This window comes from Candidatus Polarisedimenticolaceae bacterium (genome assembly GCA_036376135.1).
Taxonomy (GTDB): domain Bacteria; phylum Acidobacteriota; class Polarisedimenticolia; order Polarisedimenticolales; family DASRJG01; genus DASVAW01.
The window spans coordinates 1-21255 of the sequence record DASVAW010000140.1 but is presented as its reverse complement, the minus strand read 5'-3'; the positions used below and the strand labels follow the sequence as shown (position 1 = coordinate 21255).

Here is a 21255-nt window from a genome sequence, read left to right as displayed (position 1 = left end):
TATAGTCAGCGGATCAGCTCGAAGCAGCGGCTCCAGCGGGAGCGCCAGGGGAAGGTGACGATCTTGCGCACGAGCGCGGCGAGCTGGTCCGACCCCGGACGAAGGGCGTTCTCCCGCTCGTCGGGGTAGGACCACCAGATGAGGAGGGCGCGCCCCTTGACGAGCTCCATGGGGAGCTGGCCCCACACGCGGCTGTCCGAGGAGGCGTTTCGGTGGTCCCCCATGACCCAGAGGTGACCGGGCCGCACCACCTCGACCGCCCGGTATTCGCGCGGAAAGCGGTGCCCCGCGTCCACGTACGGCTCCTCCAGGCGCTCGTCGTTGCGCCAGACCTCGCCGTCGCGGATCTCGATGCGGTCTCCCGGAAGGCCGATCACCCGCTTGATGTAGTCGATCTCCGGCGTGTTCGGGAACTTGAAGACGACGACGTCGCCGCGCGAGATGTCCCGCACGGGAATCCAGCGCTTCTCCCAGTCCCACTGCGTCGGGGCGTACACGAACCGGTTGACCATGATGTAGTCGCCGACCAGCAGCGTGTTCTCCATCGATCCGCTCGGGATCTTGGACTGCTGGAAGACGAACGCGCGCGTGAACAGGACGAAGATCACGCAGACGAGGATCGTCTCGACGTAGTCCCGGATCACCCCTTTCGGCGGAGGGGCGTCGGGGGCCGTCGCCCGATCGTCGCCGAAACCCGCTCGCGAACCCAACGCTCAACCCTCCGCGGCGAGGAACGCGTCCACCACGCCGACCGCCTCTTCCGGTGTGCCGACCGCCCGCGTGATCGCGAGCTGCTCGGGCTCGATCATCGATCCCTGGACGAGGTGCCGGAGGAAATGGACCCAGCCGGCTCCCAAAAGTACCACGGGGCGGTGGGGGAGGCTGCCGGCGCGGTGCAGGGCCCAGACCAGCGTCAGCTCCGCGAGGGTCCCCGATTTCCCGGGGAGGACCACGTACCCGTCGGCGATCTCCACGAGGACGCGCTGCCGCTCGTGCAGGTCCGCCGTTTCCCGCACCTCGGTGAGCCAGCGGTTGGCGCTCCGCTCCGGGAAGATCGAGCAGGTGACCCCGATCGCCCTCCCCCCCGATTCGGACGCGCCGCGCGAGGCGGCCTCCATGACGCCGCCGTACCCCCCCGTGGCGACCGCGAACCCCGCGGCGGCCAGCAGGCGGCCGGTCGCGCGGGCCGCCTCGTAGATCGGATCCCCCTCGAGCGGCTCCGAGGAGCCGAAGACCGCGACGGTGCGCCCGCTCACGTCAGTACCCCCTCGCGGTCCCTTCGACGCGGGGATCGGCGATCCCCAGCCACGCGCCGTCCCCCGGATCGAGGGCGATCAGCGCCACGTTTCCCATCGGTTCCCGCTCGAAGAGAACGTGGCCGCGCCGGCGGAGCGCCGCGGCGACGTCGTCGGGGAGCGCCCCCGGCTCGTGGGCCAGTCGGTCCGGGATCGCCTGGTGGTGGACGCGCGGTCTCGCGACGGCCTCCGCCGGGGAAAGCCCGTGGTCGACGACGTTCAGGATCACCTGCGCCACGCTCGAGATGATCGTCGGTCCTCCGGGACTCCCCAGGACGAGCCAGGGGCGCCCTCCCGCCGGCGTCCCCGCGCGCTCCACGATCGTGGGCGTCATCGAGGAGAGGGGGCGCCGGCCGCCGGCGACCGCGTTGGCGGCGCCGCCGATCAGGTCGAACTGATTGGGGGCGCCGGCGATCGCAAAGTCGTCCATCTCGTTGTTGAGGAGCACGCCGCTCGTCGGCGCGAGGAGCCCCGAGCCGTACCACGAGTTCAGCGTCACGGTCATCGCGACGGCGCCACCCCGGGCGTCCGCGATCGAAAGATGGAGCGTGTTCTCCCCCTCCGCTCCCGCCGGGCGTCCCGCCCCCAGAGTCGCCGACGCGTCCGCGCGGTCGTCTCGGATCGTGGCGGCGCGCGATCGCAGGTAGGCCCGGTCGAGAAGGCCGTCGATCGGGATCCGGACGGCGTCGGGATCGCCGAGGAAGCGGGCGCGGTCCGCGAAGGCGCGCCGCTCGGCCTCGGCGAAGCGGTGGATCGCGAGGGAGGATCCGGGGCCGGCCTCCCCCGCGGGCCAGCGCTCGAGCATCGCGAGGATCTGCAGGAGGACGATCCCTCCGCTCGAAGGGGGAGGGAAGGTGATCACGCGGTGGCCGCGGAAGGTCCCCTCGAGGGGAGCGCGCTCCACCGCGCGGTATCCCGCGAGATCCTCGAGGGTCATCACCCCCGCGGCGGCGCGCACGCGCGCGACGACGTCCTCCGCGACCGGACCCCGGTAGAACCCCGACGCGCCTTCCTCGCCGATGCGCCGCAACGTCCCGGCGAGCTCCGGTTGCGTGAGGCGGTCGCCCGTCGCGAGCGGACGTTCCCCCCGCAGGTACAGCGCCCGCGCCGCCGGGTCGGCGGCGAGCTTGGAGGGGGTGTCGTCGGCGCGAAGGTTCTCGGCCGTCGCCTCCGAGATCGGGAATCCGCGCTCCGCGAGATCCACGGCGGGCGCGACGAGCGCGCGCCACGGGCGCGAGCCCCATCGGCGGTGCAGCTCCGCGAGACCCGCGACGAGCCCCGGTACGCCGACGGCGAGCCCGGAGCGCTGCGCGAGCCTCGGATCGAACTTCCCCCCCGCGCCGAGGAACATCTCGGGGCGGAGGGCGGCCGGAGCGGTCTCGCGGAAATCGATCGCCGCGTGGGCGCCGTCCGGTCCGCGGCGGAGGGCGAACCCGCCGCCGCCGAGGCTCCCCGCTCGAGGGTAGGTGACCGAAAGGGCGAAGGCGGTCGCAACCGCCGCGTCCACGGCGTTCCCCCCCGACCGCAATACGGCGAGACCGACCTCGGTCGCGTGGGCCTCCGGAGCCACGACCATCCCGCGGACGCCCCGCGCCGGCCGCGCGGCGGCGGCGAGGACGGGCTCGACGAGCAGGCATGCCGCGAGCAGTGCGGTGGCGGTTCGGGAGGGGCGCATCGGCCGCGCATTATGGCTGCTAACATTCCGGGGCGCCTGTCGCGCCCAGGAGATCCGCATGCGCCCCCTCGTCCCCCTCGTCGCCGTCCTCGTGCTCGTTCTCGCGGGGTGTTCCGGCGGCTCGGCGCCAGCGAAGCCGGCGGTCCTCGGCTCGGCCCCCGAGTTCGAGCTCAAGGACCTCTCCGGGGCGACGGTGAGGTTCGCGGACACCGCGGGGTCGGTCCGACTCGTGAACTTCTGGGCGACGTGGTGCGCGCCCTGTCGCGAGGAGATCCCGTACTTCAAGGAGTTCGAGACGAAGTACGGACCCAGGGGGTTCAAGGTCGTCGGGATCGCGATGGACGACGAGGGGCTCCCCGTCGTGAAACCGTTCGTCGACGAGCTGGGGATGAACTACCTCGTCCTCCTCGGGAACGAGGAAGTCGGCGAGAAGTTCGGCGGGCTCGTGGGTTACCCGACGACCTTCCTCGTCGGGCGAGACGGGGCGATTCTCAAGAAATGGCCGGGAGCCGCCCCCCGCCGCGTGTTCGAAAAGGAAATCGAGAGCGCGCTCGCCGGTTCGTGACCCCCGCGGTCACCCGGGCTTACCAACTTCGCCGTGGTTGCGTCCCGGCCGTGAGACCTAACTTCCCCGGCGATGTCCCTCCTCCTTGCCGCGACGCTCCTGGCGGCGTCGGCGCCCCTGCGCGCCGTCGTCCTGGTCGACGGGTCTGCCGCAACGGCCCGTGACGCCGAGGCGGCGGTGACCCGGGTCGGCGGGACGGTCGCCCACCGGTTCGACGGCCTGTTGCTCGCCGCGCTCGACGATTCCGGCGCCAGGCGGCTGTTCCGCGCCCCCTCGATCCGGGACGTCACGCTGGGCGCGTTGCCGCGCGAGCGCGAGCGCGGCCGCTCGGAGGCGTTTCGCGCGGCGTTGCGCGGCTGGAACGGCGGCGCGTTCGACCCGCGCCCCGTGACCGGAGCGCCGCCGCGCCAGCCCGAGCCCGCACACGCATGGGTTCCCCCGGTCGCGGGGACCGGGGGCGGGTCGGTCACCGCGGCGACGAGCTCGGAGGGGCTCCCGTACGGGGCGACGCCGTCGAACACGAGCGAGTACCTCGCCGGCCGCGTCGCGATCAACGTCCTTCTCGTCGAGAGCGACGGGACCATCGACCTCCCCACCGAGAGCTGGACGGCCGAGCGCGAGAGCGCGGTGCTGGCCTCGGTCGTGGCCGCGTGCGAGTGGCTTCGACTCCAGGAGCCGCAGGCGCGGCTCTCCTTCGACTACCGCCTGATCGCCGGGCGAACCGACGCCCGGGCCCGCACCTCCTACGAGCCGATCCGGCGCCCGGCCGACCCGAGGGGGACGGCGGGCGAGGCGTTGTGGAGCTCCGAGATCCTGGCGAAGATGGGGCACGCCTCCGGGGACCGTTTCGCGCGATCGCGCGCCCTCGCCGACGCCACCCGCCGGGAGGTCGGCGCGGACTGGGGGCTGAACGTCTTCGTCGCGGACTCCTTCGCGGACGCCGACGGGCGGTTTCCCGACGGTTATTACGCCTGGACCTGGGTCGGCGGCCCTCATGTCGTCGCGACGTGGGACAACGGGGCGTGGGGGAGCGCCCGGTTCGACCAGGTCCTCCGCCACGAGCTGCTGCACGCCTTCTGGGCCTTCGACGAATACGCGACGAGCGGCTGCACCTGCCAGGAGAGTCGCGGCTACCTCGACGGGCGCGGCCTCAACTGCGACGCCTGCAACATGTCGGCGGTGCCGTGCGTGATGATCTCCAACGGCGACGCGATGTGCGCGCACACGCGCCGCCAGATCGGCTGGGCCGATCTCGACGGCGACGGCGTGATCGACGTGGCCGGGGAGGATCCGGATACCTTCTTCGACGGCGACGCGGTCCCCGCGTCGCCGGTCTGCGGAGCGGTCGCGCTCCGGGGGAGTGCCTCGGTCGTCGCCCCGACGAACCGGAACCCGATCCTCACGACCCCGCGATCGAGCATCAGCCTCGCCCGCGTCGCCGCGGTCGAGTGGCGCGTGGACGGCGCCCCGTGGGTACCGGCGGTTCCCGAGGACGGCGCGTTCGACGCGCCGGTCGAGCGCTTCGCCGTGACCGTGCCCTCGGGACCGGGGAGCCGCCTCGTCGAGGTGCGTTCGCGCGACACGTGGTCGAACGCCGACCCGGCACCGGAGCGGGCGACGCTCGAGGCTGCGGCGCCGGCCTCCGACGTGGGGGATTCGCTGCGCGTCGAGTCCGGCGCCACGCTCGCCTGGCGGACGGTCCCCGGCGCCGTCGCCTATCGGGTGTACCGGGCCCCGGCGTCCCCGGGGCCGTGGAGCCTCGTGGCGGAGGTCACGTTCCCCGCGCACGGCGACGCCGTCGGGACCGACGGCTACTTCCGGATCCGGGCGGTCGACGCCTGCGGACGCGAGGCCGATTGACGGTAAACTCCCCGCTTCGTCCCGAGGGAGGATCCGGATGCCCCGTGCCACTCGAACGCTTCTCATCGTCGTCGCGGTCGGACTCGTGGGCGTGCTCGCCCTCACGTGGATGGCGCGCCGTTACGCCAGCCTGCAGCCGCGGGCTTCGGTCGTCGACGTCGTCCCCGCGCCGCAGGTCCCGCCCCCCGCTCCGGAAGCGCCGCCCGTCGTTCCTCCTCCCCCGGTCCGGGCCGAGGGTCCCCGCGAGAGCGACCTCGCGGAGATCGATCGCTTCGTGGCCGTGCGCTCGGCGCTGAAGGCGGTGATCGCGGAGCAGCCGGGGGCGGCCCGGCAACTCGCCGAGCAGCTCGGCAAGGGGGACGCCTCCCAGCTCAAGCCGCTGCAGCTCAACCTCGTCTTCCTGATGAAGTTCCGGCTCACGCGCGAGCAGGCGATCGTCGAGGCGGGGTGGACGTTCGAGCGGTATCGCTCCGTCCGGGACTCCGTCGACGCCTGGCGCGCGGGGGAAGGTCCGGAAGATCCGTCGAGCAAGGCGGCGCTCGACGCGAAACGGACCGCCCTCGAGGGCGCGTTCCTCGGCGAGCTCGAAGCCCTCGACCGCGTGGCCGACTCCGGGATGAAGGAGCCGGACTAACGGCCCGCGTCGTCCCGGGCCGTTCCTTCGAGGCGGTCGAGCCGGTCCGCCACCTTCCGCAGCCGGACGCCGAGGAAGGCGACGTAGGCGGCGATTCCGATCCAGATCACGGCGTACGCCCAGAACAGGAACCCGTAGTTCTTCATCGTGCGATCCCCGCGCGCTCGGCCAGCGCGCGCGCGCGGTCCTCGAGCAGGGCCAGGCGCGTGCGCAGGAGCATCAGGACGGCGAAGAGAAGGAAGAAGACCAGCAGCGACACGAGAAAGGTCTCGCGCATCCCCGGGGCGAGCCCTTCGCTCTTTCCGGGGCCGAAGACCTGCGGATGCTGGCCGCGCCACCACTCGACCGCCTTGTGGATGATCGGCACGTCGAGAGCGGCGACGACGCCGAGCACCGCCGCCAGGCGCGCGCCCTGCTCGCGGTTCTCGGCGTACGACCGGACCATGAGGCACGCGGCGAGCAGAAGCCACAGGATCAGCGTGGTGGTCAGGCGCGCCTCCCAGGTCCACCAGACGCCCCACGCCGGTTTCGCCCAGATCGGGCCCGTCACGAGGACGAGCGTGCACAGCAGGAACCCGATCTCGGCGGCCGCGAGGGCCAGAGCGTCCCAGACCGCCTCCCGCCGCCACAGGTAGGCGATCGAGGCGCCGAGCAGGACGAACACCGAGGCGAAGCAGGCGATCGCCGCGGGGACGTGGAAGTAGAAGATCCGCTGAACCGCCCCCATGACTTTTTCCTCGGGGGCATAGAGGAAGATCATCCACAACGCCCCGAGCATGGCCACCGTCGTGACGGCGGTCAGCGCGAGCGTCGAAAGGTGGGCGAGCCGCTTCAAGGGTTCAATCCTCCAGCACGAACTCGAAGGTCAGGAGCGCCACGAGGAAATACAACACGTCGAACCCCGCCGTCACCAGCAGCCAGTGTCTCTCGGAGGCGAGCCCCTCGCCGGAGAGGACCGCCGCCGTGGTCCGCACCGCCGACAGGAACAGGGGCGTCGCCGCGGGGAGGAGCAACGTCGCGAGCAGCGCCTCGCCGCGGTGCAGGCGCGAGACGACCGCGCCGAAGAGGGTTCCCAGCTGCGCGAGCCCGACGGTGTGGAGGAACACCACGCCGAAGATCGCGGGGCCGGCCGCGACGAGGTCCCAGTCGAACAACACCGCCGAAAGCGGGAGCAGGACGACCTGCAGCAGGGTCAGGAGGGCGAGATTCGCCGCGCTCTTCCCCGCGAAGAGCGCTCCGCGATCGACCGGGGCGAGGAGCAGCGCCGTCATCGATTCGCGTCGGCGCTCGATCTGGAACGAGCGTGCGAAGCCGACGATCGCCGCGAACGCGAACGTCACCCACAACACGCCGGGGACGATCTTGTCGACGCCGACCGTGCGCAGGGTGCCGAGGTCGAAGGCGAAGTTGAAGACCACGAGGACGATCAGGGCGAACAGGCCGGTGGAGGAGATCGTCTCGAGCGTTCGCCACTCGAGCACCAGGTCCTTCCGTGCGACCTCGTACGCCGCGCGGAGGAATCCCGGGCCCCGACGCGGGCTCATCGCGCCGCCTCGCGGTAGGCGCCGACGAGCGCGGCGCGGTCGGCCCCCGCGCTCGCCCCGGAGGCGTGCACCCGCCCGCGCGCGAGGAACAGCCAGCGGTCGCTCAGCTCGAGCCCCTCGCCGACGTCGTGGGTCGTCATGAGCAGGGCGCGGCCCGACGCCCGGACCCCCTCGAGCGTCGCGCGCAGGCGCGTCGCGGCGTGGGGGTCGAGGCCCGAGAACGGCTCGTCGAGCAGGAGGAGCTCGGGCTCGTGCACGAGCGCCCGCGCGAGCGCCAGGCGTTGCTGCATCCCCCGCGAGTAGGCCCGGACCGGATCGTCCCCGCGGCGCTCGAGGCCCACCTCCGCGAGCAGCGCGTCGGCCCTGGCCTCGGGGAAGGGGACGCCGTGCAGTCGCGCGAAGAAGAGCAGGTTGTCCCGCGCGGTGAGGTCGTCGTAGAGGAAGGTGTGGTGGCTGAGCAGGCCGATCCGCGCGCGCACGGCGAGGTCGTCGCGCTCGTCGACCCCCTCGAATCGCACGCTCCCCGACGTCGGCTCGAGGGCGCGCGCCAGGATGCGCAGCAGCGTCGTCTTGCCGGCGCCGTTCGGACCGAAAACCGCGAGAGCCTCGCCCCGGGACAACGCGAGGTCGATCCCGTCCAGGGCGGTGAATGCGCCGAACCGGCGGGTGATCCCGTCGGCGCGCAGGAGCGGCGCGCTCACGCGGGAGGTTGGCGCAACGCGTCGAGTCGCTTCAGGATCTCGACCGCGCGGGACGAGAGCCTCTCCTTGAGGTCCTCGTAGTCGTGGTCGCCGATCTTCCCGGTGGCGCGGTCGTCCTCGAGGTCGCGCAGGGCGGCCAGGGCCATCTCGCGCTGCGATTCCAGGTCCTGCTCCTCGCTGAGCACGCGGGCGGTCCTTTCCTCCTCCGCCGCGCCGGGTCGGAACAGGGGCGCGAGGACGAAGGCGGCGACGCCGAGCGCGAGCAGGGCGACGGCGAACCAGGCGGTCATCGGTCGTACTCCTCGAGCTCGCGGCTGAGCCGCGCGTCCCAGGCCGAGTCTCGGGCGACCGGCGGCGCGGCGGACGCCGCGGGTCCCGCCTTCCGGTTCCATCGCCGGAGCACGAGCGCGAGCCCGCCCGCCGCGAGGAACAGGCCCGCGAGCGGGCCGACCCAGGCGACCAGGTTGAACCCTTCGCTCTTGGGGGCGATCAGGATCTTCTCCCCCTTCTCGGCGACGAACTTCGCGATCACGGCGTCGCCGCTCATGCCGGAGCGGACGTGGTCGGCGACGACGCCGCGCAGCTCCTCCGCGCGCCCGCAGGCGCACTCGTGGACCGACTGGGGATGGCATCCGCAGTCGCACAGCAGGGTCGTCGCGGCCTTCATGTATTCGGTGCTCTGCGCCGCGTCGAGGGGCGGTCCCGGGATGTTCGGCATGTCAGGCGGCCGCCCGCTCCTCGAGCAGCATCGCCGTCTCGAGTCGCCTGCGCTCGCGCGCGTCCGGGAAGACGGAGAGGTGGGCTCCGAAGATCAGGATGAGCCCGCCGATCCAGAGGAAGTTGACCATCGGGTTCACGAAGACCCGGAAGTTCGCCCGGCCCGTGCCGGGGTCGACCCACAGCGGCATCACGTAGAAGTCCTCGCCGAAGCGCGAAGGGCTCGCGAGCGAGAGGCTCTCGTGGATGCCGACCTCCGTCGACATCGTCTTGACCTCGCGACCCGCGCGACCTTCCAGCCCCTGCATCACGGCGTAGACGTTCTCGACCGCGCGGCGGTAGGTCTCGGGGTCGCCGAACGCCGACGCCTTCGCGAGGAGGAACGCCTGGCGCAGCTCCCCGAAGAGCATGTTCGGGTGCATGCGCTGCTCGGCGAGGATCCGGCCCACGGGAACCGGATCGTCCTTGTACCAGACCGTCACCTCGGTGATCGCGCCGACGTGGTCGTCCACCGCCTCGAGGCGGTAGCCGTCGTAACGCATCGCGTAGTCGTCGATCTTGAACGTCTCGCCGGGCTGGAGCTCGCGGACCCCTTCCTTCTGGTAGGCCGACGAGCCGGCGATCCCGAAGAAGACGACGACGACCCCGACGTGGACGATGTAGCCGCCCCAGCGCCGCTTGTTGCGCCAGACGAGCTGCGCCGCCGCCATCGGCAGGGACTCCCCGTGCTGGTGGCGGCGCGCGCGCACCCCCCGGTGCAGCTCGAGCCCCACCGTTCCCAGGACGAACATCCCGGTGGCGAAGGTGATCGCGGGATAGAAGGCCTTCAGGTGGTCGAAGGCCCCCGCGACGTCGAAGGCGGCGAGCGATCCGCCCAGCCGCCGCAGGGCGTCCACGTACTCCCGCGCGTCGACGAGGGTGAGGGCCACGAGGGTCACCGCCCCGGCGACCGCCGGCCAGACGAAGTTCCGCTTGAGGTTGGACGCCGTGGCTTTCCGCCACGCGATCAGCGGGCCGACGCCCACGAGGAACAGCAGCGCGATCGCCCACGGGATGTTCACGAGGTTGAAGATCGGCGGACCCATCGTGACCTTGCGCCCCGTCACCGCCTCGGAGAGCATCGGGAAGGTCGTGAGGAACAGGACGGTCGCGGCGATCCCGACGAGGATCATGTTGTTGAACACGAAGCTCGACTCGCGCGAGAGCAGCGACTCGAGGCGTCCCTCGCTCTTCAGGTCGTCCAGGCGGACGATCAGCAGGGCGAGCGAGGAGAAGAAGACGATCCCGAGGAAGATCCCGAAGGCGGGGCCGATGTTCGACGTCGCGAAGGCGTGGACCGAGGAGATCACGCCGCTGCGCGTCAGGAAGGTCCCGAAGATCGACAGGCTGAACGTCAGGATGATCAGGGCGACGTTCCAGATCTTCAGCATCCCCTTCTTTTCCTGGATCATCACCGAGTGCAGGAAGGCGGTGCCGACGAGCCAGGGCATCAGCGAGGCGTTCTCGACCGGGTCCCAGGCCCAGTACCCCCCCCAGCCCAGCTCGACGTACGCCCAGTAGGAGCCCAGCAGGATCCCGATGCCCAGGAAGAACCAGGCGAACAGCGTCCACCGGCGTGTCGTGCGGAACCAGATGTCGCCGGTCCGCCGGGTGGCGAGCGAGGCGATCGCGAACGCGAAGGGGATCGTGAACGCGACGTACCCCAGGTAGAGCGACGGCGGATGGATCATCATCCAGAAGTTCTTGAGCTGGGGGTTCAGCCCGACCCCGTCGGGACGGGCGGCTCCGGTGACGAACGGGCTCTCGATGAAGTTCAGGAGGATCATGAAGAAGGCCATCGTCGCCCCGGTGACGAACGTGGCCCACGGCATGAGCACGCGGTTCTTCCGCCGGTTGGTGAGGACCATCACCGAGGCCATCACCGTGAGGATGCCCGCCCAGAGGAGCAGGCTCCCCGCCTGGCCTCCCCAGAGGGCGCCGATCTTGAACGGCAGCGCCTGGGCCCGGCTCGAGTAGTGGTAGACGTAGTCGTTGGTGAAGTCGTCGGTCAGGAAGGCGACCCAGAGCGCCCCCATCGCGAGCAGCGTGCAGGTCGCGGTCGCGAGCACCGCGCGCTCGGCGCTCTGCTGGAGGCCGCGGCCGCGCGCGACGATCCCGAGGACCGAGCCGACCGCCGCCCACACCGAGGCGACGAGGGCGAGAAACAGGGCGAAATGTCCGAAGAGGTTCAAGGGTCAGGCTCCCTGCGCGGCTTTCTGTCCGTCCGCGGATTCGTACTTGGACGGGCATTTGGCGAGCAGGGTCGAGGCCACGAAGACGCCGTCCGGCCGCATCCGGCCCTCGACCACCACGTCGGCCTTGTCGACGAAGGTGTCGGGGATGATCCCGCGGTACTCCACGCGGATCACCTGGGAGGCGTTCGTGCCGTCGTGCATGGTGAAGGAGACTTCCTGCCCGGTGGGCAGGCGCCGGATCGAGCCTTCGAGGACCTTCCCGTTGACGCGGAAGTTCCCCTTGCCGGCCGGCTCGGCCAGGTATTCCCCGACCGTCTTGTAGTAAACCGCACCGCCGGGCTTCGCGATCGCGACCACGATGAGGAAGATCATCGTCGCCGCCACCCCGGTTCCCAGCAGGACGAACTTCAACCGTCTGCGGTCCATCCGCGCGATCCCTCCGGTGCCCCCGGGAGATGCTAAGGACGCCCCCGGCGGGTGTCAACGCGCGCCGATGTTAGAGTTGGGGCGGTTCAGGAAGGGAGACCCCGTGCTGCGTGCCGTCCGGGAGAAGCTCGAAGGGGAGTTGCGCGCGCTCGAGCGCGAGCTGAACGTGGAGCTGCCGCGGGAAATCAAGACCGCCGTGGCGATGGGGGACCTCCGGGAGAACGCCGAATACCACGCGGCCCTCGAGCGGCAGCGTTACGTCCGGGCCCGCATCGGGCAGCTCCGGACCCGCCTGAGCGAGCTGGCGACCCTGAATCTGGACCGGATCCCGAAGGACCGGGTGGGCCTCGGCTCGACGATGGTCCTCCTCGACCTCGACAGCGACGAGGAGGTCACCTACGAGCTCGTGATCCCGGAGATGGCCGACCTGGACAAGGGGCTCATCTCGATCGCCTCCCCGATCGGCAAGGGCCTGATGGGAAAACAGGTCGAGGATGCCGTGACGATCGTGGTCCCGTCGGGGCACAAGAAGTTCGAGATCCTCGAACTGAGAACCCTGCACGACAAGGCCGAGGCCGACGACGTCGCGGGGGGCCCGGACGCCTGATGGGCCTCGTCGGCGCGCTCTGGGCCGCCATGCGGCCGAAGCACTGGACGAAGAACGTCTTCGTCGCCGCGCCGCTCGTGTTCGCGGGGGCCCTGGGGGATCCGAGCGCCGTGGGGCGGACGGTTGCGGCGATCGCGGTCTTCTGCGCGCTGGCCTCCGCCGTCTACCTCCTCAACGACGTGGCCGACCGGGAAGCGGACCGGCTGCATCCGAAGAAGAGGCTCCGGCCGATCGCCTCCGGCGCGTTGTCGCCCGAGGCCGCGGCGGCGACCGCCGTGGTGCTCGCCGTCGGCGCCCTGTCGGGGGGGGCCGCGCTTGGCTGGGGGTTCGCCGGCGTCGCCTGCGCCTACCTGATGCAGAATCTCGCCTATTCCGTCGCCCTGAAGCGCGTCGTGGTGCTCGACGTCATGATCGTCGCCTCCGGGTTCCTGCTGCGGGCCTGGGGCGGGGCGCTCGCCATCGGCGTGGCGATGTCCCAGTGGCTGGTGCTGTGCACGGGGCTGATCGCCCTGTTCCTCGGGTTCGTGAAACGGCGCCAGGAGATCGCGGCGCTGGGGGGGGAGAGCGCGCAGCGCCCGATCCTGCGCGAATATTCGCTCCCGTTCCTCGACCAGATGATCGCGATCGTCACCGCCTCGACGGTCCTGGCGTACGCGCTCTACGCCTTTTCCCCCGAAGTCGCGACCAGGCTCGGGACGCGCCACCTCGGCCTGACGATCCCCTTCGTCCTCTACGGCATCTTCCGGTACCTGTATCTCGTCTACCAGCGGGGCGAGGGGGAGAACCCCACCTCCGTCGTCCTTTCCGACCGGCCGTTCGCGTGGAACGTCCTGCTGTGGGGGTTGTCGGTGCTCGTCAGTCTGTATCTGTGGAAGTGACCCTTCCTTGACTTGGTCCCCGCGGGTACCTACGCTTTTCCGCGATTTTCGGGTTGTCGGGAGGGGAGTCGTCGATGCCCACGTCCGCCGCCGTGACGACGAAGTCCTCCATCCTCGTCGTGGATGACTCGAACCTCCTCCGCGGGATCCTCCGGGAGGAGCTCGAGGCGGAAGGGTTCGACGTCCACCTCGCCGAGGACGGGGAGCGCGCCCTCGAGATGGCCCGCGACCTCCGCCCGGACGTCGTCCTGCTCGACGTCACGCTCCCCGGGATGGACGGCTACGAAGTCTGCCGGCGCATCAAGGCCGACGCCGGGACCGGCGAGACCGCCGTGATGATCCTCTCGGGCCTGAACGAGCTGAAGGACAAGCTCGCGGGGTTCGACGCCGGCGCCGACGACTACATGACGAAGCCGTTCTTCACGAAAGAGCTGCTCGCGCGGCTCCGATGCACCCTGCGCGTCCGCGAGTCGCTCGCCTCCTCGCGCCGGCTCGGTCAGTACTACCTCGAGACGCTGTTCTCGATCGGATCGGCCATCACCTCCCCCTTCAAGGTGGACGACGAAGTCGAGATCATCCTGCGCCAGGCCCTCGGCGCGGTGCAGGCGTCCCAGGGCTCGATCCTCCTCCTCGAGCCCGAAAACGGCGTCCTCGAGGTCAAGGGGGTCGTCGGGTACGACGGGTCGGGGCCGCGGATCGGCGACCGCTGCCGCATTTCGGACCGACTGCCCCTCGTGGACCCCGGCGCGGAAGGGCCGATGGGCATCCGCATGTACGAGGACGCGGATCGCGGCTCGGTCTTCGTCCCGATGGTCGCCAAGGAGCGTCTGATCGGCGGGATCGAGGTGGGGCTGGGCGGCCGCGCGCGCCGGCTCGGGCCGAACGAGCAGAAGCTGCTCTACGCCCTCGGCTCGCAGGCCGCGATCTTCATCGAGAACGCCCGCCTCGAGCGCGACGTGCGCTCGATGTTCCTGAACATCATCGTGTCGATGGCCGGAGCGGTCGACGCGAAGGACGCCTACACCCACGGCCACTCGATGCGCGTCGCGCGGGTGAGTCTGATCGTCGGCCAGGCCCTCGAGCTCCCGCGCGAGGAGATGGAGCCGCTGCTCCTGTCGGCGATCCTCCACGACGTCGGCAAGATCGCGATCCCGGACAACATCCTCAAGAAGCCCGAGCGCCTCAACAAGGAAGAGTTCGAGATCATGAAGACCCACACCACCGCCGGGGCGCGCATGCTGCAGCACATCGCGGCGCTGGAGAACGTCATCCCGGGGATCCTTTGCCACCACGAGTACTGGAACGGCTCCGGGTACCCCAACGCGCTCGCCGCCGACACGATCCCCCTGCAGGGGCGCATCATCCACATCGGCGACGCATTCGACGCGATGACCACCGACCGCATCTACCGGAAGAAGATCGATGTCCAGGGGGCGATCGACGAGATCCGCCGCTTCGCGGGGGTCCAGTTCGATCCGCACCTCGTCGAGCTGACCGTGGACGCCCGCCGCCAGGGCAGGATCGCCGACGACATGCCGACGTCCACCCCAAGCCTCCACGAGCTCATCGAACAGATCAAATGACCGCGAAACGGCTCCTGGTCGTCGACGACAACCGGCTCGTGCTCCGGGTCGTGGCCGATTTCTTCGAGCCCCACGGCTGGGAGGTCGCGCGCGCCGAGGACGGCGTGGAGGCGCTGCGCGTGCTCGAGGCCTTCCGCCCCGACGCGATCGTGGCGGACATCCTGATGCCCAACCTCGACGGATGGGGGCTCTACGACGCCGTGCGCGCGCGCCCCGACCTCGAGGACGTGCCGTACGTGTTCCTCACCGTCGACGCCGACCTCCCGCAGCGCCTGCGCGCGCTCCATCAGGGGGCGGACGACTTCGTTCCGAAGCCGTTCGAGGTCGAGGAGCTCCACGCCCGGGTCGAGCGGCTCCTCGAGCGGCGCGCCCGGCTCGCGGCGGCCGGCGGCCGGGAGACGGCGCTTCTGGCGGGGACGGTCGAGCACCTCGCGATGTCCGACCTCCTGCAGATCCTCGCCCTCAACGGGAAGGACGGGACCGTCGCCCTCGAGCAGAACGGATCGCGCGGCTCGGTCGAGTTCGTCGGCGGCCTGATCGTGCACGCCGCCTGCGACCGCACGCGCGGGCTCAAGGCGCTCTACCGGATGCTCGGCTGGCCGAACGCGGCGTTCCGCGTACTCGGCCGGGAAGGGAACATCGCCGAGCGCACGATCGACGGACCCGCTTCGAACGTGATCATGGACGGGCTCGTGTCGCTCGACGAGTGGGGACGGTGGTCGGCGGTCCTTCCCCCGCGGGAGTCGCGGCTCGCCTTCACCGCCGATGCCAAGACGCGGCTCGAGGGGCATCCGGTCTCTCCCGCCGAGTTCGAGGTCCTCTCCCGCGCGCGGAACGGCGCCACCGTCACCGCGATCCTCGACGAGGCGCCGCAGCCCGATGCCGTGGTCGCCGAGGCCGTCGCGGGCCTCATCTCGCGCGGCGTGCTGCGCGTGGTGGATTGACCCTAAGACGCCGCCTTCGCCCGTTCGGCCTTCAGCCCGGGATCCCCGCGGTCGTCGAAGGCGATCGCGTCGTCCCAGGCACGCACGGCCTCCCGGCGCCGCCCCGCCGCCGCGAGCGCCCGCGCGCGCCAGCCGTGGGTGTACGAAAGGTAGTAGCGCCCGACCGCGTGGCGCGGCTCGACGGCGAGCAGCCCCTGGAACGTCGCCACCGCCTTGTCGAGCCAGGGGAGCGCCTCCGCCGGATCCCCGGCGCGCGCCTCCAGCTCGCCGATGTTCGTATACGTGCTGCCGAGAAAGAGCTGGTACTCCAGGACGCGGGGGTGCGTCTGCGCGAGGGACCGGCGCTGCTCGAGCTCGCGGAGGTAGATCGGTCGCGCCTCGTCGAGCCTTCCCTGGAGGACCAGCGCCCCGGCGAGATTGTCCGCGCTCGCCGCCGAGGCGTTGGCGACGATCGGGTCGTCTTTCCGGCCGGCGGCGACCGACTCCACCAGGCCGAGCGCCTTCCGGAACATCGCTTCCGCCTCCGCGGCGCGCCCCGTCCCCGCGTACAACGTGCCGAGGTTGTTGTACCCCTCGACCAGCGGGTAGCCGGTCTCGAACGAAGGCGAGGCCTTCTGCGCGGTCTCCCGCTCCGCGATCGCCTTCGCGTACGACGCCTCGGACTCCGCGAGCTTCCCCTGGCGCATCCTCGCGATGCCGAGCCGGTCGTGAATCTCGCCCAGGCGCAAGCGGTCGACGACGGAGCCGGGATCTTCCGCCAGCAGGCGCTCGGTCGCCTCGATCGCCTGCGCGTACGTCGCCTCGGCCTGCGACCATCGGCCGACGTCCGCGTAGAGCAGACCCAGGGCGGAGCGGACGGACGCCGCGTCCCGCCGGGCGGGAGCCCCGTTCCCGAGGGCGTCGAAGATCCCCGCCGCGTCGACGAAGGCCTTCTCGGCCCCGGCCGTGTCGCCCATCGCGTGCAGCACGCCTCCCAGGCGCCACTGGGCCTGGCCGAGGTCCGCCTTCAGGTCGGCGCGGTCGCCTCCGCGGGCGGCCAGGTCCCGGAAGAAGGTCGCCGCGGTCCCCAGAAGGTCGCGCCGGAGCGTTTCGAGCCCCTTCGACTTGAGCTCGGGGCTCTCGGTGACCTGGCTGAGATAACGGTCGACGGCGCTGCGCGCGGTCTCGAAGTTCGCCCGCGCGGCGGCCTCCGCGGTGCGGGCGCGCGACCAGAGGACCGCCATCGCCGCCGTCGAGGCGACGATCAGCAGCAGCACGGCCGCGGCGAAGGCGAAGGGGGCGCGATTGCGCGCGATGGCCTTGCGCAGCTGGTACATCGTACTCGCGGGGCGCGCGAGGATCGGCTGCCCCTCGAGGTAGCGGCCGACGTCCCCGGCGAGGCCGGCCGCCGACGCGTAGCGGCGTTCGGCGTCCTTCTCGAGCGCCTTGTCGACGATCGTCTGCAGGTCGGGGTCGACGCGGCGGATCCCGCTCCATGCGGCGCGAAGGGGCCGGGGCGGCTCCTCGCAGATCACCCGCACCGCCTCCACCAGCGACGGACTGCGGGTGTCGTACGGGAGGGCCCCGGCGAGCATCTGGTAGAGGATCACGCCGAGCGCGTACACGTCGGTACGGACGTCGATCGCGTCGGGGTCCCCCTTCGCCTGCTCGGGGCTCATGTAAGGGAGCGTCCCCTTGATCACGCCGATCTCGGTCGCCATCGTCTGGCGCACGTCCGCGTCGGTGATCCGCGCCAGGCCGAAGTCCAGGATCTTGATCTCGGGGTCGGATCCCGGCGCGGCGGCCTCCACGACCACCATGTTCGAGGGCTTCAGGTCGCGGTGGATGACGCCGCGCTGGTGGGCGTAGTGGACCGCGTCGCAGATCTTACGGAACAGGCGCAGGCGCCCCTCGATCACCTCGCGGGTCGAGGCCTTCCCGCCCCGCTCGAGGAAGTCGTCGAGGCGCTCCCCCTGGACGAGCTCCATCGCGAAGTAGTGCTGCCCCTCGTCGGTCCGCCCGGCCTCGTAGATCGCCGCGATGTTCGGGTGCTTCAGGCGCGCGAGCGTCTCCACCTCGCGGCGGAACATCTTGACGGAGAGCTCGTCCACGAAAGGCCCGCCGCGCACGACCTTCAGCGCCACGCGACGCCGGGGCTCGTTCTGCTCGGCCTCGTAGACGACACCCATTCCGCCTTCGCCGAGCTTCCCGACGATCGTGTATCCGCCGATCGCCGACGGAAGGGGCGGCGGCAGCGCCTCGGGCGGAAGCTCGCCGTGCCGGGTCCGGGTCTGGTCGTGATGGTCGGACATGGGGCCCCCTCGCGGGCGGGATTCTAGGGTGGCCTCAGGCATAATGCGCCTCCATGTCCGCGAAACCGCGCATCCTGCTCCTGTTCACCGGCGGGACGATCTCGATGACGATCGTCCCCGGACGCGGCGCCATTCCCTCCCGCGGCGGGCGCGAGATCCTCGCGGCGGTGAAGGGGATCGAGGCGCACGCGGAGGTCGAGATCGAGGATTTCGACCGGCTCCCGGGTCCTCACTGGACGCCGTCGCGCATGGAGGATCTCGCGCGCGAGATCGACCGGAGGATGGCCGAGGAGGGACTGGCCGGCGCGGTCGTCACCCATGGGACCGATACCCTCGAGGAGACCGCGTTCTTCCTCGACCTCGTCCTGAACACGAGGAAGCCGGTGGTTCTCACCGGCGCCATGAAGACCTTCGACGATCCGGTGTGGGACGGACCGGGGAACCTGCTCGCCGCGATCCGCACCGCGGCGGCCCCGGATGCCGCCGGGCGCGGCGTGCTCGTCGCGATGGACGACACCGTCCACGCCGCCCGCCACGTCGAGAAGGGGCACACCGAGGCGTTCAGCGCCTTCACGAGCGGAGACGCCGGTCCGGTCGCGATCGTGGACTGGGACGGCGTGCATTTCCGCGTCGCGCCGGGTCCGCGCCTTCGCGCCGCGACCGACCGGCTCGAGCCCGAGGTCGCCCTCGTCCCGACCGGAATCGGCGTCGACTCCCGGCCGATCCGCGCCGCGCTCGACGACGGGGCGCGCGGGATCGTCATCGAGGCGATGGGGCGGGGAAACGTCCCCCCCGCGATGATCGACGGCGTGCGTGCGGCGAGGGACTTGAACGTGCCGGTCGTCATCGCCAGCCGCTGCCACCGGGGGCGCACCGCGCCGCGGTACGGGTACGAGGGGGGCGGCTCCACGCTGCGCGATCTCGGGGTCGTCTTCTCCGGCGGGCTACCGGCGTCGAAGGCGAGGATCCTCCTCATGGCGCTCCTCGGCGCCGGGACGCGCGGCGAGGCGATCCGCGAAGCCTTCGAGGGGACGCCCGGCGCGGCATGTTGACGGCGGACACCCCCCTTCGCTTCCTGAAGGGCGTCGGCCCCGCCCGCGCCGACAAGCTCGTCGAGACCGGCATCGAGACGGTGGAGGACCTCCTGTACGTCCTCCCGTTCCGCTGGGAAGACCGCCGCGCGTTCTCGCGCATCGCGGATCTGCGTCCCGGCGGCGCCGAGACGACGCTCGACGTCACGGTCGATTCCGCCCGCCTGATCCGCACCCGCCGCCGCGGCTTCACGATCTTCCACGCCGTCCTGAAGGACGGGAGCGGGACGATCAAGGCGGTCTTCTACAACCAACCCTTCCTGCAGCGGGTCTTCACCCCCGGGCGACGGGTCGTGGTCTTCGGGCGCGCGACGCTCGACCGATACGGCAAGGAGGTGATCCTCGAGAACCCCGATCACGAGGGGCTCGACGACGCCGACGCGGAGGGGATCCACACCGGACGGATCGTCCCCGTCTACCGCAAGCTGGCCGACCTGAGCTCCCGGATGCAGCGGCTGCTGATCTGGCGCGCGCTCGAGCTCCTCGATCCGGCGACCCTTCACGACACGGTTCCGAGGAAGACGCTCGCCCGTCAATCGCTGCCGGGTCGGCTCGACGCCCTGCGAGAGGTCCACTTCCCGCCCGCCGAAACGAGCCTGCGGGCGCTCGTCGAGCACCACACCCCCGGGCAGCGCGCCCTCGCCTTCGAGGAGATCTTCCTCCTCCAACTCGCCCTCGCGATGCGCCGGCGCGAGGTCGAGCGCGAGCGCCGCGTGGGGACCTACGTCCTCGACGACGCACTTCGGCGCAAGCTCGCCGCCCTGCTCCCCTTCAAGCTCACCGCCGCGCAGCAGCGGGTCCTGAAGGAGATCGGCGAGGATCTCCGCTCGCCGCACCCGATGAACCGGCTCCTCCAGGGAGACGTCGGCTCGGGAAAGACGATCGTCGCGCTGATGGCCCTGCTCGTCGCCGTCGAGAACGGCTACCAGGGCGCGTTGATGGCTCCGACGGAGATCCTCGCGGAGCAGCACTGGCGCAACGTCGGCAGGCTGCTCGCGGCGAAGGGGGCCGACTACCGGGTCGAGCTGCTCACCGGCTCGATGAAGTCCGCGCGCCGGCGCTCGGTCCTCGAGGGGCTCGCGACGGGGGGCGCCCACCTCGTCGTCGGGACGCACGCCCTGTTCGAGAAGGGGGTTCTCTTCAAGCGGCTGGGCATGGTGGTCGTCGACGAGCAGCACCGCTTCGGCGTCCTGCAGCGGGCGGCGCTCGCGTCGAAGGGGAGCCGTCCCGACGTGCTGGTGATGACCGCGACGCCGATCCCGCGCTCGCTCGCGCTGACCCTCTACGGCGACCTCGACCTCTCCACGATCGACGAGCTGCCGCCCGGCCGCACGCCGATCACGACGGTGGTGCGCGCCGAGGCCGACCGCGAGAAGGTCTACACCGGGATCCGGAAGGAGATCGCGGCGGGGCACCAGGTCTACGTCGTCGTCCCGCTCGTCGAGGAGACGGAGAAAAGCGATCTCAAGGCGGCGACGGCGTTCGCCGCGCACCTCCAGGAGGCGGTGTTCCCCGACCTGAAGGTGGGTCTCCTGCACGGCAAGATGAAATCCGACGAGAAGGAGCGCACGATGGCGCGCTTCACCTCCGGGGAACTCCACGTGCTCGTCGCGACGACGGTCGTCGAGGTCGGCGTCGACGTCCCCAACGCCAGCGTCATGGTCGTCGAGCACGCCGAGCGGTTCGGCCTCGCGCAGCTCCACCAGCTGCGCGGCCGGGTCGGCCGCGGCGCGGCGCGCTCCTACTGCGTGCTGATGGTGGGGGAGGGCGAGGGATTCGGCGTCGCCCGCGAGCGCCTGGAGATCATGACGCAGACCAACGACGGCTTCCGGATCTCCGAGCGCGACCTCGAGCTTCGCGGCCCGGGGGCGGTCTTCGGCACCCAGCAGCACGGCATGACCGACCTGCAGTTCCTCGCCGACGTGTTGCGCGACTCGCGCCTGCTCGAGACCGCCCGCGACGAGGCGAGGCTCCTGGTCAACCTCGAGGGGGACGCGGGGGCGGAGAGGCTCCTCGCGACGCTGCGGCCGTCGTGGCGACGGAGGTTGGGCCTGGCGGGGGTGGGGTAGGGGCTACCCCCCCTGCATCAGCATCGAAGACGCGGGGCAAAAGAGCGCGCCATTTGTGGGTTATTCTGGCCCCGGAAGGGGCGCTAGACGCGCCTAGACCCGCCCGGACTACGGTAGACCGTACACCGGATCGTATACCGG

At 71.2% G+C, this 21255-nt stretch carries 21 protein-coding genes; 9 read left to right on the top strand and 12 right to left on the bottom strand.

Annotated features, from left to right (window positions below):
• Window positions 1-5: 5 nt before the first annotated feature.
• The 3 genes from lepB to ggt are packed head-to-tail and all read right to left on the bottom strand — an operon-like array spanning window position 6 to window position 2970.
• A complete protein-coding gene (lepB, locus tag VF139_14745; protein HEX6852652.1) occupies window positions 6-710 on the bottom strand; it encodes a signal peptidase I in 705 nt (234 codons plus the stop codon).
• Window positions 711-713: 3 nt separating this feature from the next.
• Window positions 714-1256, bottom strand: coding sequence for an LOG family protein (locus VF139_14740; protein HEX6852651.1), 543 nt, complete (start codon window positions 1254-1256; stop codon window positions 714-716).
• Window position 1257: 1 nt separating this feature from the next.
• Window positions 1258-2970 (bottom strand): gamma-glutamyltransferase, encoded by a 1713-nt coding sequence (ggt, locus tag VF139_14735; protein ID HEX6852650.1) that lies wholly within the window; start codon window positions 2968-2970, stop codon window positions 1258-1260.
• A gap of 58 nt (window positions 2971-3028) precedes the next feature.
• Here ggt and VF139_14730 point away from each other — a divergent pair, with 58 nt between their 5' ends.
• From VF139_14730 to VF139_14720, 3 genes are all read left to right on the top strand, one after another.
• Window positions 3029-3535, top strand: coding sequence for a TlpA disulfide reductase family protein (locus tag VF139_14730; GenBank protein ID HEX6852649.1), 507 nt, complete (start codon window positions 3029-3031; stop codon window positions 3533-3535).
• 72 nt (window positions 3536-3607) lie between these two features.
• Window positions 3608-5395: a hypothetical protein gene (locus VF139_14725; protein HEX6852648.1), complete on the top strand. Its 1788-nt coding sequence runs from the start codon at window positions 3608-3610 to the stop codon at window positions 5393-5395.
• A 37-nt stretch (window positions 5396-5432) separates the two neighbouring features.
• On the top strand, window positions 5433-6029 hold the full coding sequence (locus VF139_14720; protein HEX6852647.1) for a hypothetical protein: 597 nt from the start codon (window positions 5433-5435) through the stop codon (window positions 6027-6029).
• On the opposite strand, the gene VF139_14715 is transcribed toward VF139_14720, so the two are convergent.
• From VF139_14715 to VF139_14680, 8 genes are read right to left on the bottom strand one after another with little or no spacing between them, the layout of a single operon-like run.
• Window positions 6026-6175 carry a CcmD family protein gene (locus VF139_14715; protein HEX6852646.1) on the bottom strand — a complete coding sequence of 50 codons (150 nt, stop codon included), beginning with the start codon at window positions 6173-6175 and terminating at the stop codon, window positions 6026-6028. The genes VF139_14720 and VF139_14715 overlap by 4 nt on opposite strands.
• On the bottom strand, window positions 6172-6864 hold the full coding sequence (locus VF139_14710) for a cytochrome c biogenesis protein (protein HEX6852645.1): 693 nt from the start codon (window positions 6862-6864) through the stop codon (window positions 6172-6174). The genes VF139_14715 and VF139_14710 overlap by 4 nt, the downstream gene beginning before the upstream one ends.
• A 4-nt stretch (window positions 6865-6868) precedes the next feature.
• Complete coding sequence (locus VF139_14705) at window positions 6869-7573, bottom strand: heme exporter protein CcmB (GenBank protein HEX6852644.1); 705 nt, start codon at window positions 7571-7573, stop codon at window positions 6869-6871.
• Complete coding sequence (locus tag VF139_14700) at window positions 7570-8274, bottom strand: ABC transporter ATP-binding protein (protein ID HEX6852643.1); 705 nt, start codon at window positions 8272-8274, stop codon at window positions 7570-7572. Before VF139_14700 ends, VF139_14705 begins: the two co-directional genes overlap by 4 nt.
• Window positions 8271-8564 carry a hypothetical protein gene (locus VF139_14695; protein ID HEX6852642.1) on the bottom strand — a complete coding sequence of 98 codons (294 nt, stop codon included), beginning with the start codon at window positions 8562-8564 and terminating at the stop codon, window positions 8271-8273. Before VF139_14695 ends, VF139_14700 begins: the two co-directional genes overlap by 4 nt.
• Window positions 8561-8992: a cytochrome c-type biogenesis protein CcmH gene (locus VF139_14690; GenBank protein ID HEX6852641.1), complete on the bottom strand. Its 432-nt coding sequence runs from the start codon at window positions 8990-8992 to the stop codon at window positions 8561-8563. The genes VF139_14695 and VF139_14690 overlap by 4 nt, the downstream gene beginning before the upstream one ends.
• Window position 8993: 1 nt before the next feature.
• Window positions 8994-11222, bottom strand: a complete 2229-nt coding sequence (locus tag VF139_14685) for a heme lyase CcmF/NrfE family subunit (GenBank protein HEX6852640.1) — start codon at window positions 11220-11222, stop codon at window positions 8994-8996.
• A 3-nt stretch (window positions 11223-11225) separates the two neighbouring features.
• The gene (locus VF139_14680; GenBank protein HEX6852639.1) at window positions 11226-11651 is read right to left on the bottom strand and encodes a cytochrome c maturation protein CcmE; all 426 of its coding nucleotides are present in this window, start codon (window positions 11649-11651) and stop codon (window positions 11226-11228) included.
• A gap of 103 nt (window positions 11652-11754) precedes the next feature.
• Between VF139_14680 and greA the strand changes: the two genes are divergently transcribed.
• The 4 genes from greA (at window position 11755) to VF139_14660 (ending at window position 15663) form a co-directional block, all read left to right on the top strand.
• Window positions 11755-12258, top strand: a complete 504-nt coding sequence (gene greA / locus VF139_14675) for a transcription elongation factor GreA (GenBank protein ID HEX6852638.1) — start codon at window positions 11755-11757, stop codon at window positions 12256-12258.
• Window positions 12258-13136 carry a decaprenyl-phosphate phosphoribosyltransferase gene (locus VF139_14670; protein HEX6852637.1) on the top strand — a complete coding sequence of 293 codons (879 nt, stop codon included), beginning with the start codon at window positions 12258-12260 and terminating at the stop codon, window positions 13134-13136. The genes greA and VF139_14670 overlap by 1 nt, the downstream gene beginning before the upstream one ends.
• 74 nt (window positions 13137-13210) lie before the next feature.
• Window positions 13211-14719, top strand: coding sequence for an HD domain-containing phosphohydrolase (locus VF139_14665; GenBank protein ID HEX6852636.1), 1509 nt, complete (start codon window positions 13211-13213; stop codon window positions 14717-14719).
• Window positions 14716-15663 (top strand): response regulator, encoded by a 948-nt coding sequence (locus VF139_14660; GenBank protein HEX6852635.1) that lies wholly within the window; start codon window positions 14716-14718, stop codon window positions 15661-15663. The genes VF139_14665 and VF139_14660 overlap by 4 nt, the downstream gene beginning before the upstream one ends.
• 2 nt (window positions 15664-15665) lie before the next feature.
• On the opposite strand, the gene VF139_14655 is transcribed toward VF139_14660, so the two are convergent.
• Window positions 15666-17954 (bottom strand): protein kinase, encoded by a 2289-nt coding sequence (locus tag VF139_14655; GenBank protein ID HEX6852634.1) that lies wholly within the window; start codon window positions 17952-17954, stop codon window positions 15666-15668.
• Window positions 17955-18007: 53 nt separating this feature from the next.
• Between VF139_14655 and VF139_14650 the strand changes: the two genes are divergently transcribed.
• Window positions 18008-19006: an asparaginase gene (locus VF139_14650; protein ID HEX6852633.1), complete on the top strand. Its 999-nt coding sequence runs from the start codon at window positions 18008-18010 to the stop codon at window positions 19004-19006.
• Window positions 19000-21114, top strand: coding sequence for an ATP-dependent DNA helicase RecG (gene recG / locus VF139_14645; protein HEX6852632.1), 2115 nt, complete (start codon window positions 19000-19002; stop codon window positions 21112-21114). The genes VF139_14650 and recG overlap by 7 nt, the downstream gene beginning before the upstream one ends.
• Window positions 21115-21255 lie beyond the last annotated feature (141 nt).

Bases quoted from the DNA above. Each gene is read 5' to 3' on its own strand.
- ggt (HEX6852650.1), bottom strand. From the start codon at position 2,970: ATGCGCCCCTCCCGAACCGCCACCGCACTGCTCGCGGCATGCCTGCTC.
- VF139_14730 (HEX6852649.1), top strand. From the start codon at position 3,029: ATGCGCCCCCTCGTCCCCCTCGTCGCCGTCCTCGTGCTCGTTCTCGCG.
- VF139_14725 (HEX6852648.1), top strand. From the start codon at position 3,608: ATGTCCCTCCTCCTTGCCGCGACGCTCCTGGCGGCGTCGGCGCCCCTG.
- VF139_14720 (HEX6852647.1), top strand. From the start codon at position 5,433: ATGCCCCGTGCCACTCGAACGCTTCTCATCGTCGTCGCGGTCGGACTC.
- VF139_14715 (HEX6852646.1), bottom strand. From the start codon at position 6,175: ATGAAGAACTACGGGTTCCTGTTCTGGGCGTACGCCGTGATCTGGATC.
- VF139_14705 (HEX6852644.1), bottom strand. From the start codon at position 7,573: ATGAGCCCGCGTCGGGGCCCGGGATTCCTCCGCGCGGCGTACGAGGTC.
- VF139_14695 (HEX6852642.1), bottom strand. From the start codon at position 8,564: ATGACCGCCTGGTTCGCCGTCGCCCTGCTCGCGCTCGGCGTCGCCGCC.
- VF139_14690 (HEX6852641.1), bottom strand. From the start codon at position 8,992: ATGCCGAACATCCCGGGACCGCCCCTCGACGCGGCGCAGAGCACCGAA.
- VF139_14680 (HEX6852639.1), bottom strand. From the start codon at position 11,651: ATGGACCGCAGACGGTTGAAGTTCGTCCTGCTGGGAACCGGGGTGGCG.
- VF139_14670 (HEX6852637.1), top strand. From the start codon at position 12,258: ATGGGCCTCGTCGGCGCGCTCTGGGCCGCCATGCGGCCGAAGCACTGG.
- VF139_14665 (HEX6852636.1), top strand. From the start codon at position 13,211: ATGCCCACGTCCGCCGCCGTGACGACGAAGTCCTCCATCCTCGTCGTG.
- VF139_14660 (HEX6852635.1), top strand. From the start codon at position 14,716: ATGACCGCGAAACGGCTCCTGGTCGTCGACGACAACCGGCTCGTGCTC.
- VF139_14655 (HEX6852634.1), bottom strand. From the start codon at position 17,954: ATGTCCGACCATCACGACCAGACCCGGACCCGGCACGGCGAGCTTCCG.
- VF139_14650 (HEX6852633.1), top strand. From the start codon at position 18,008: ATGTCCGCGAAACCGCGCATCCTGCTCCTGTTCACCGGCGGGACGATC.
- recG (HEX6852632.1), top strand. From the start codon at position 19,000: ATGTTGACGGCGGACACCCCCCTTCGCTTCCTGAAGGGCGTCGGCCCC.